The sequence below is a fragment of the Gallibacterium melopsittaci genome, assembly GCF_042433085.1.
GTDB classification, from domain to species: Bacteria; Pseudomonadota; Gammaproteobacteria; order Enterobacterales; family Pasteurellaceae; genus Gallibacterium; species Gallibacterium melopsittaci.
Genome location: NZ_JBHLWA010000038.1, coordinates 26,754 through 36,490, shown reverse-complemented (window position 1 = coordinate 36,490; position 9,737 = coordinate 26,754). Strand labels below are relative to the sequence as shown.

Annotated in this window: 10 protein-coding genes and 1 tRNA gene; 7 read left to right on the top strand and 4 right to left on the bottom strand. The window is 35.1% G+C overall.

The genetic code is table 11. The features are described from left to right. Positions 1-173: 173 nt before the first annotated feature. The 7 genes from serB to ACFFHT_RS08575 all read left to right on the top strand — a co-directional run bounded on the left by serB (position 174) and on the right by ACFFHT_RS08575 (position 5,790). The gene (gene serB, locus ACFFHT_RS08605) at positions 174-1,100 is read left to right on the top strand and encodes a phosphoserine phosphatase (RefSeq protein ID WP_382375327.1); all 927 of its coding nucleotides are present in this window, start codon (positions 174-176) and stop codon (positions 1,098-1,100) included. An 11-nt stretch (positions 1,101-1,111) separates the two neighbouring features. Continuing rightward, positions 1,112-1,603 (top strand): YajQ family cyclic di-GMP-binding protein, encoded by a 492-nt coding sequence (locus ACFFHT_RS08600; protein ID WP_382375325.1) that lies wholly within the window; start codon positions 1,112-1,114, stop codon positions 1,601-1,603. Between the two features lie 15 nt (positions 1,604-1,618). After that, on the top strand, positions 1,619-1,792 hold the full coding sequence (locus ACFFHT_RS08595) for a DUF5363 family protein (protein WP_382375323.1): 174 nt from the start codon (positions 1,619-1,621) through the stop codon (positions 1,790-1,792). Between the two features lie 87 nt (positions 1,793-1,879). Then, entirely contained in the window at positions 1,880-3,895 is a 2,016-nt protein-coding gene (ligA, locus tag ACFFHT_RS08590) for an NAD-dependent DNA ligase LigA (RefSeq protein WP_382375321.1), read from the top strand. Positions 3,896-4,043: 148 nt separating this feature from the next. Next, positions 4,044-4,120 (top strand) — tRNA-Ile (locus tag ACFFHT_RS08585). A 244-nt stretch (positions 4,121-4,364) separates the two neighbouring features. After that, positions 4,365-5,294, top strand: coding sequence for a mechanosensitive ion channel family protein (locus ACFFHT_RS08580; RefSeq protein ID WP_382375319.1), 930 nt, complete (start codon positions 4,365-4,367; stop codon positions 5,292-5,294). A 49-nt stretch (positions 5,295-5,343) separates the two neighbouring features. Then, complete coding sequence (locus ACFFHT_RS08575; protein WP_382375317.1) at positions 5,344-5,790, top strand: GNAT family N-acetyltransferase; 447 nt, start codon at positions 5,344-5,346, stop codon at positions 5,788-5,790. Positions 5,791-5,892: 102 nt separating this feature from the next. On the opposite strand, the gene yccS is transcribed toward ACFFHT_RS08575, so the two are convergent. From yccS to ACFFHT_RS08555, 4 genes are all read right to left on the bottom strand, one after another. Then, positions 5,893-8,070 carry a YccS family putative transporter gene (gene yccS, locus ACFFHT_RS08570; protein ID WP_382375329.1) on the bottom strand — a complete coding sequence of 726 codons (2,178 nt, stop codon included), beginning with the start codon at positions 8,068-8,070 and terminating at the stop codon, positions 5,893-5,895. A gap of 5 nt (positions 8,071-8,075) precedes the next feature. Continuing rightward, positions 8,076-8,510: a YccF domain-containing protein gene (locus ACFFHT_RS08565; protein WP_382375315.1), complete on the bottom strand. Its 435-nt coding sequence runs from the start codon at positions 8,508-8,510 to the stop codon at positions 8,076-8,078. Between the two features lies 1 nt (position 8,511). Next, positions 8,512-8,970 (bottom strand): methylglyoxal synthase, encoded by a 459-nt coding sequence (locus ACFFHT_RS08560; protein ID WP_382375313.1) that lies wholly within the window; start codon positions 8,968-8,970, stop codon positions 8,512-8,514. Positions 8,971-9,058: 88 nt separating this feature from the next. Further along, the gene (locus tag ACFFHT_RS08555) at positions 9,059-9,721 is read right to left on the bottom strand and encodes a curli polymerization inhibitor CsgI-related protein (protein WP_382375311.1); all 663 of its coding nucleotides are present in this window, start codon (positions 9,719-9,721) and stop codon (positions 9,059-9,061) included. Positions 9,722-9,737: the final 16 nt, after the last annotated feature.

The window sequence follows — 9,737 nt, the reverse complement described above, 5'->3', positions numbered from 1 at the left end:
ATGGACTGAGTCCTGTTCAATACAGAATTCAGTCCTTAAAATAATCGTCCAACTTTTCGGGGTCAGATCAAAGATCTTACCTTTATTATTTCTATTCCGTTCAATTTATGCTTAAATGCGGATTGTAACAAACTTTTTCAGTTAACCCTAAAAATTAACAACAAGGCTTTTTTATGCAAACGCTATTTCCTGTTTTATCAAAACCAACGCAATATCAACCTGATTTACCCCGCTTTCTTCTCTATACTAAAAATTTCACAACACAAAAGTTAATGCAATTCTGTCAACAAGCAGAACAAGTTATATTACTAACAGAATGGGATATTTTTGAATATCACTGCATTTTATTGCAACACCCAACACCGCAACAATATCTTTCTCTTGCGCATCAATGTGAGTTTGATTTTTTCCAACTCACTACAACGCCATTATTAGATCAAGCTGGACTATTAGTAATGGATATGGACTCAACGGCGATTGAAATTGAATGTATTGATGAAGTAGCAAAACTTGCTGGGACAGGAGAAATGGTCGCTGCCATTACAGAAAGTGCAATGCGTGGTGAATTAGATTTTAAACAAAGTTTAAGACGTCGAGTAGCAACCTTAAAAGGTGCGCCTGCGACAATTTTAGATCAAGTTCGTAATCATCTGCCGATTATGTCAGGTTTAGAAAGAACACTAACTGAGTTACAAAAATTAGGTTGGAAAGTGGCGATTGCCTCAGGAGGATTTACTTATTTTGCCGAAGTATTACAGCAAAAATTTGGTTTGATTGCTGTTTATGCGAATCGCTTTCAAATTGAAGATGGCTTCTTAACGGGGGAAGTTGAGGGAGAAATTGTTGATGCACAATATAAAGCTAATGTATTACAACAATTAGCACAGCAACATCACATTGCAATTTCACAATGTATTGCCATTGGCGATGGTGCGAATGATTTATTAATGATGCAAGCAGCTGGATTAGGTGTGGCATATCACGCTAAACCAAAAGTGCAACAACAAGCACAAACTATGGTAAACTTTGCAGACTTAACCGCACTATTATGTATCCTCAGTGCTAATCAACAAGATTTCTACTTTCAACAACAAAAATAACGAGGAAAATTATGCCTTCATTTGATATTGTTTCTGAAATTACGATGCACGAAATTAAAAATGCAGTTGACAATGCTAATCGTGATTTAAGTAACCGTTGGGATTTCCGTAATGTTACTGCTACCATTGAATTAAATGAAAAAAATGAAACGATCAAAGTCGCTACTGAATCTGATTTCCAACTTGAACAATTAATTGATATTTTGCGCAATGCCATGCAAAAACGGAATATTGAACCAACTTCACTTGATATTCCTGCAAACTATGAACATAGTGGAAAAACTTATGCAAAAGAGATCAAAATTAAACAAGGAATCGAAACAGAACTCGCTAAAAAAATCACGAAATTAATTAAGGACTCTAAATTAAAAGTTCAAACACAAATTCAAGGTGATAAAGTTCGTGTAACAGGTAAATCAAGAGATGACTTACAAAGTGTTATTCAATTAGTAAAAACGGCTGAATTGGGACAACCTTTCCAATTTAACAATTTCCGTGACTAAAATAAGGAGCATACAATGACACAAGAGAAACAAAACCAACCTGGTTTATTTAAAAAATTACTCAAAAAATACGATGATTTTTGTAAAGAATTAGGTGTTGACCAAGGTGCTTGTCGTAATTGTGTGCCAATTTATAAACAAGATCCTGATCCTGTTAAAAAGAACAATACCAAAGATCAAAACGTATAAAATAATGACTAGGACTAAAATTCAGTTAATCGGTTAATTTCCGATTAACTGTTTTCTTTTTTTGATACCAATTTTATCTCATCAATTATGAATGATTTACAACAACAACTTGAAGATTTGCGTAATCAATTACGTTACCACGAATATCAATACCACGTTCTAGATAATCCAGTTATTCCTGATGCAGAATATGACCGAATGATGAATCAATTAAAGCATCTCGAGGCACAACATCCAGAACTCATTACTGCAGACTCACCAACACAACGTGTAGGTGCTAAACCAGATAATGGTTTTCAGCAAATCAAACATGAAATTCCAATGCTCTCGTTAGATAATGCCTTTTCTGATGAAGAGTTTTTTGCTTTTATTCGTCGTATTGAAGATCGTTTAACTGTATTGCCTTCCCCATTTACTTTCTGTTGTGAGCCTAAACTCGATGGTTTAGCTGTCAGTATTCTTTATGTTAATGGAAAACTTACGCAAGCAGCTACGCGAGGTGATGGCATTACAGGTGAAGATATTACTGCCAATATTCGTACGATTCGTAACATTCCATTACAACTCCGCACAGATAATCCACCTGCTCGTTTAGAAGTACGAGGGGAAGTTTTTATGCCACATGATGGCTTTGAAAAATTAAACCATCATGCATTAGAACATGGTGAAAAGACGTTTGCGAATCCGCGTAATGCTGCCGCAGGTTCACTCCGTCAACTCGATCCTCAAGTGACTTATCATCGTCCATTAATGTTAAATGCTTATGGAATTGGGATTGCCGAAGGTGTTGAATTACCCACCACCCACTATGATCGTTTGCAATGGTTAAAAAGTATCGGCATTCCAGTCAATAAAGAAATTCGCTTATGTAATGGTACAGAAGAAGTGCTAAATTTTTATCGTTCAATTGCCGAAAAACGCAGCAAGCTCGGCTATGATATTGATGGTACTGTGCTAAAAGTGAACGATATTGCTTTACAGGAAGAGTTAGGTTTTATTTCAAAAGCCCCTCGTTGGGCGATTGCCTATAAATTTCCAGCTCAGGAAGAACTAACCATTTTAAATGATGTAGAGTTCCAAGTAGGACGAACTGGTGCAATTACGCCAGTTGCTAAATTAGAACCTGTTTATGTTGCTGGCGTAACGGTGAGTAATGCCACATTACATAATGGTGATGAGATTGCTCGCCTAGATATTGCAATTGGTGATACTGTGATTATTCGCCGTGCAGGTGACGTGATTCCACAAATTATTGGTGTTATCCATGAACGTCGTCCCGCGAATGCCAAACCAATTATTTTTCCAACTCGTTGCCCTGTCTGTGATTCGGCGATTGTCAGAATTGATGGCGAAGCCGTGGCACGTTGTACAGGTGGTTTAGTCTGTGAGGCACAACGTAAAGAAGGGCTAAAGCATTTTGTTTCACGAAAAGCGATGGACATTGACGGTGTTGGCGACAAATTGATTGAACAATTAGTCGATAGAGAATATTTGCATACTCCTGCGGATATTTTTCGTTTAAGCAAAGAAACCTTAATGGGGCTGGAACGAATGGGAGAAAAATCTGCAGAAAATGCGTTGGCAAGTATTGAAAAAGCTAAACAAACGACATTGGCTCGTTTCCTTTTTGCTCTAGGTATTCGTGAAGTCGGCGAAGCGACTGCTCGTAACCTAGCAAATCATTTTCATACACTAGAAAATATTCGACAAGCCACGTTGGAACAGCTCCTTGAAGTACAAGATATAGGTGAAGTAGTTGCCAATCGAATTCTACTTTTTTGGCAGGAAGAACATAACCGCAATGTTGTTGAGCAGCTTATACAACAAGGTGTTGTTTGGGAGGATGTCGTCCCTGCGGAAGAGGTTCAGGATAATCCATTAAAAGATAAAACGGTTGTATTAACTGGTACCCTAACTCAAATGACGCGTGATGAAGCGAAAACAATCTTGTTACAGCTCGGCTGTAAAGTGACAGGAAGTGTTTCTAGTAAAACTGACTTCGTTATTGCTGGTGATAATGCTGGTTCTAAACTACAAAAAGCAGAAAGTTTGGGCATTAATATCCTTTCAGAACAACAATTCTTAGATATTATTCATCAATAATTGAAAAAAAGGTCAACACCTAAATTCTCCATTTAAACGTTGGCCTTTTCAATTTAATGTCCGAATTTTACGCAAATAACATCTTGAACCATCAGGAAACTAGACTTCCCTACTATCTTTGTCTATAATCGTCCCGTCTTTTTCCGCTGCCCCCATAGCTCAGTCGGTCAGAGCAGTCGACTCATAATCGATTGGTCACAGGTTCAAGTCCTGTTGGGGGCACCATTTATAAAATCCCAAATCCTACATTTTTCATATACCAATATTTTTCGTTATTCTTAGTTAAATCAATAAGATATATTCAATATTAATTTGTCTTTTGATTATTTTTATAGTTAAACATGTACTATGAATTACGCCAATATTTAAACATCAATCATTCTATTCAAATATCAATTCCTAACTAAATTTGACCTTTTCCCTCACATTATTATAATCATTCACTTTCATTTTATTTTCGGAGGAGATTATGGCAGAAACAACAAAAGCAGCTGAAAATACAGTAACCAATTCTCTTGATTTACAAAATGTAGATTGGCACTCTTTATTTAGCCAACAACAATTACTCAATTTTTTTAATGATTGGATTGTACCTTATTCATTAAAACTCATCTTAGCGATCTTAATTTTCTTAATCGGGAAACGTCTTGCCCGCTTTATTAGTAAATTACTAGCCGCAATGATTAATCGTACTGTAAAAGATGAAATGCTGAGTGAATTTATTCGTTCAATTTCTTATTTTGCATTATTACTCATTGTTGTGATCGCAGCTCTTTCTCAACTTGGTATTAATACAACTTCACTTGTGGCATTAATTGGTGCGGCTGGTTTAGCGATTGGTTTATCATTACAAAATTCATTGCAAAACTTTGCGGCTGGTGTGATGATTTTAATCTTCAAACCTTTCCGTAAAGGAGATTTTATTGAGGTAGCAAGTGGTTCAGGTACAGTAACGCAAATTGGTTTATTAATGTTGGAGTTACGTACTGGTGATAATAAAACTGTATTAGTTCCGAATAATCAGATCTTTACGCAAAAAATCACTAACTATTCAATTAATCAAACACGTCGTATTGATTTTATCTTTGATATTTCTTATGAAGCAGATATTGCTAAAGCTAAAGACATTATTACTCGTTGTTTAAACGAAGAATCTCGTATTTTAAAACATCCTGAACCATTAATTGCCGTAGGTGCATTAGCAGCAAGTAGCGTACAACTATTTGTTCGTCCTTGGGTAAATACGTCAGATTATTGGAGTGTCCATTTTGCTATTATGGAAAAAGTAAAAATCGAGTTTGACAAAGCAGGTATTGATATTCCATTTAATCAATTAGATATTAATTTAACGCAAACTCCTGCAGCGTTAGTAGAAACAACGACTGAACAAAAAGCATAATTCATTCAATCTATTGGATCGGATAGCTATCCGATCCTAGGAGTCTTTTATGACCATCACTATATCCACTATGCAAATTGGTGATTACGATGCGGTTTATCAATTATGGCTATCTTGTAAAGGAATGGGGCTAAATGATTTAGATGATTCTAAACAAGGAATCGCTCGCTTCTTACAACGTAATCCAGAGACTTGTTTTGTAGCAAAACAACATAACAAAATTGTTGGTGTTATCATTGCTGGTCATGATGGTCGTAGAGGCTATATTTACCATACTGCTGTTCATCCAGAATATCGTCAACAAGGTATTGCTACTACTCTAACCAATTCAGTATTGGAGGCATTTCATCGACTGGATATTCATAAAATTGCCCTTCTCGTATTTCATGATAACCAAGTGGGTAATCAATTTTGGGAAAAGATGGGATTTACTGCCCGACATGATGTGGTCTATCGAAACCAAGCAATTCATAAATTAGTGAGAATTGATACTTAATGTTAAAAATCAATATTAGACTTTCCTTTAATAGAAAATACTAAAACTAAGATTTATTGATCTATACCTTAAAATCAATTCTCTACATATATTAGAGTCTATTTAACTTACTCTAAACCCAATCTCTTTTTGATAATCCATAAACAATGTTGGTAAGATTTTAGCAATAGCTTCCAACTGTTTAATTAATGGTAAAAAAGCAACGGTGGTTGGCAATAACGAGCTATGTTGTAATTGTTGCAATAATTCCGTTACTTCTTGCATGGATTGCTCAAACTCATCTACTGTTAATTGATCAAAATTATCTAAAATCGCAATGATCCGTCGTGAGATTGGATAAAGATGGATCAACATTTGAGTGCTCAATTTTGCAGTATCCATCTGAGAACGGAATGTTGCTAATGCAGCAATATAACTCAACAAAGAATAATTTAGCTTTAACAACTCAAACGCATTATTTAACCGAGTTTTATCCTTATAACCTTGATAATTTAGATTAGATACTGCGGTATTTAATGCTGTTGCTGTATCATGTGCTTGACGGCGAATAATGCGATATTTCAGATCATTATGATTACCAAATTGTAGTTGTACCATAATCGTTAATAGATACCGTGCATTACTCTTTAATGCATTAATCAATGTATATTTTAAGCGTAAATATTTCCAATCTGGCCATAAATAAGCAACTGCTAATCCTGCAATAAAACAACCAATTATCGTATCCACAGCTCTAGGTAAAGTTGCTGAAGCAATATCTACCCCAATAATATTGAAGCTCATTAATACCTGAATCGTAATGAAAAAGGTTGAGAAACTATAATTATTAGTACGGAAAAAGAAAAATAACGTACTCGCAATAACCACAATTCCTAATTTACTTTCCAAACTAGTGGTAAAATACGGCATCAATGATCCAACTAACACGCCAAGAATTGTACCAATAATCCGTTGTTTTAGTCTTGCTTGGGTTGTGGTGTAATTTGGTTGGCAAACAAAAACGGCAGTTAATAAAATCCAATATCCACGTTCAATTGGAACATTATTGGCAATCAAACAACATACTGTTACCACAATTGTTAAACGTACTGCATGACGAAAGAGTTGTGATTCAAAAGTACACTGATTTTTAATTACCTTAAAAATATTAGCTAACCCAGTAATTCGATCTTGATGAATTCGCCAATTAACAACACTATGATCAGATTCTTTAACATTTGCATCCAAATGGGAAATTTGTTGTTCAATTTTCTGCAAACTTTCTAATAGCACCGATAAATTACTAATATGCTCACTGTCTGGTTCTATTGCTTTAAAATAATCAAAAGAATGTGCAAGCTCTACTGTTGCATGTTTAACCTTGCCATAATAAAGAAATGCTTGATTACGTTGCAAAGTTTTTGCAAAAGCCCGACAAGTTTTTGCTTGTAATTCAAGTAAATAACGAATTCTGAAAATTAAATCGCTATATTTCAAATCAGATAACAATTCAGCATAATTAAAATAATTAGAATTAATCCGTTCGTGAATATCCTGTGCAATAAAATAGCTGTTAATCATTCTTAACGTTGTATTTTGCACATAATTCCCTGTCGAACGATAAAACAATGCACTTCGACATAAGTTAAAGGCTTGAATAACACGGCTATTTGCCATCACTAACGCAGTTTGTTGCTGATCTAAATCTGCTTCACGATTATCTGGATTAAAAAACTCTGCTTTAGTTTGCAGATAATCTGCTAATGCCAAATAGGCATTGGCGAGATTTTCTTGTGCTGGTTTTAATGGGAAAAGTAGATACACCAGCAGGGTCAATAAACTATATAATGATGTCCCCACCAAGATCAAAATTGGATTTAAGAACCACACATGCTCAGGGTTATAGGCAAGAATAGTGTAGAGTGCAACAACCAAGCTACCAAATGCTATTGTGCTATAACGCTGCCCAATTGCTCCTAACATCGTGAACAAAAAGGTTAATATGGCCATTACTAAAATAAACAAATAATGGTCAACAAACGTAATTTGAATTACTAATGAGGAAATAGAAAAAGCAATTAAGGTATAAAATAAATTCTTTAATCGTCCGCTTAAACGATTATCTAAGTCCACTAACCCGCCAGCAATTGTCCCTAAAATCAATGGCATACTGACAGAAGAAATATCGAAATACCACACAATAATCGAAACAATATTGACGGATAAAAAAATAGGAATAACCGCTAAAATTTTACTATTTAACCATGTGGTATTTATCCGTTCTAAAAACTGCTTGAACATCATTTTTATTTAAACAACTTCCTCTGATTTAGATAATTTGCATAATCTTTTTCTACTACTCTTTGCCCTACTGGGAAGAGTGAAATCCGCACTAACTTAAAGTGCATAATACCTGTTGGAATACCGATAATTGTTAAACATTGCATCACACCGACAATAATATGTGCAATCGCCAACCACCAGCCAAAAAGAATAAACCAAACAATATTTAACACGGTTCCCAGTCCATTCATTACTGAATGCTGCGGTTCAAGCTGACTAACATGCACAATATCATGTCCAAATGGTACTAAAGAGAGTTTAAATATTTCCCAACAACTACGAGTGTACGGTAAAGTCACAATCAAAATTGCACTAAAAAAGGTGGTAATTAACCATCCTAAAGAGATCGCAAAACCACCAAAAAAGAAATTCCATAAATTTAAGATAAAGTTCAACATTTTATTGCAAACGCTCCTTTAAATAGCCTTGATAATCTGGAATCTGAATTTCTGTGGTTTGGGTAAATAATGGTGAAGAAATTAAGAAGTTAGCTGAAGAACGTGTGATTGCGGTTGGAATATTCCAAACAGTCGCAATTCGCATTAAAGCCTTAACATCTGGATCATGTGGTGCAGCATTCATTGGATCCCAAAAGAAAATTAAAATATCAATTTTACCTTCGGCAATTAATGCACCAATCTGCTGATCTCCACCCATTGGACCACTCAATAAACTGTTAATTTTTAATCCTGTTTCTTTAGCAATTAAATGCCCTGTTGTACCAGTGGCCACAAGATGATGTTCTGATAATTGTTGTTGATGGGTTTTACACCATAAAATAAGATCTTCTTTACAGTGATCATGTGCGACTAAAGCAATTGTTTTTTTTGTTTGTAATGGACGAGTTGTTTGTTTCATTGCGGTCTCCTTTTGCAATATATAAAAAAGAAAAGCGGACAAATTTGCCCGCTTATTGTACCTCAAATTATAACCTTAAAGGATTATTTTATTTGCTACCTTGTGCCCATTTTAAGAAACGAGCTTGAGTTTCTTTATCTGCTTGTTGATACCAATATTGCAACATTTGCTCTGCTACATTCTCACCTTGTACTGTAATTTTCGCTTTGCTTGCTTTTGTACCTGCTGCAGTAGGAATAGCAGCTGGCATACTTACAGAAACAAGATTTGGTACTGCTGCAACACCTTGTGAAGCATTATATTCTGCTAAATCTTCTGCTACACGAGTATCTGGGAAAATACCACTTTGCTGTAAAATATCTTGTTTAGTACTAACTTCTTGATCAGCAGTAGTTTTCACGGTAATTTTTGGATTTTTAGCAAATAAATTCGCATTACGCATATTATCTAAGCGTGGTGCAGTAATAACTAAATCTTGGCTACTACCTTGGAAAGTTACAATGATTGGATTTGATTCAAATAACGTTTTGTCTGAACCATTGTTAACAACTTCTGATACACGCACAACAACTTGGTGTGTACCATTATCGCTAATATTGAAGCTGTTTTGTGATTTAGTTAAAGAAGATTTTGCTTTTTCACCATCAATGGCAAGAAGAGAAATATTTGGGGTTACTTTTACCGTTGCTGCTAGGCTACTTACAGAAAGTGTTGCTGCCAAACATGCCAATGCAAAACGAGATAATTTCATGTACACTCCTAAAAGG

What these genes read in the sequence shown, in the direction of transcription:
- serB (WP_382375327.1), top strand. Translation starts at nt 174, where the DNA reads ATGCAAACGCTATTTCCTGTTTTATCAAAACCAACGCAATATCAACCT.
- ACFFHT_RS08600 (WP_382375325.1), top strand. Translation starts at nt 1,112, where the DNA reads ATGCCTTCATTTGATATTGTTTCTGAAATTACGATGCACGAAATTAAA.
- ACFFHT_RS08595 (WP_382375323.1), top strand. Translation starts at nt 1,619, where the DNA reads ATGACACAAGAGAAACAAAACCAACCTGGTTTATTTAAAAAATTACTC.
- ligA (WP_382375321.1), top strand. Translation starts at nt 1,880, where the DNA reads ATGAATGATTTACAACAACAACTTGAAGATTTGCGTAATCAATTACGT.
- ACFFHT_RS08580 (WP_382375319.1), top strand. Translation starts at nt 4,365, where the DNA reads ATGGCAGAAACAACAAAAGCAGCTGAAAATACAGTAACCAATTCTCTT.
- ACFFHT_RS08575 (WP_382375317.1), top strand. Translation starts at nt 5,344, where the DNA reads ATGACCATCACTATATCCACTATGCAAATTGGTGATTACGATGCGGTT.
- yccS (WP_382375329.1), bottom strand. Translation starts at nt 8,070, where the DNA reads ATGTTCAAGCAGTTTTTAGAACGGATAAATACCACATGGTTAAATAGT.
- ACFFHT_RS08565 (WP_382375315.1), bottom strand. Translation starts at nt 8,510, where the DNA reads ATGTTGAACTTTATCTTAAATTTATGGAATTTCTTTTTTGGTGGTTTT.
- ACFFHT_RS08560 (WP_382375313.1), bottom strand. Translation starts at nt 8,970, where the DNA reads ATGAAACAAACAACTCGTCCATTACAAACAAAAAAAACAATTGCTTTA.
- ACFFHT_RS08555 (WP_382375311.1), bottom strand. Translation starts at nt 9,721, where the DNA reads ATGAAATTATCTCGTTTTGCATTGGCATGTTTGGCAGCAACACTTTCT.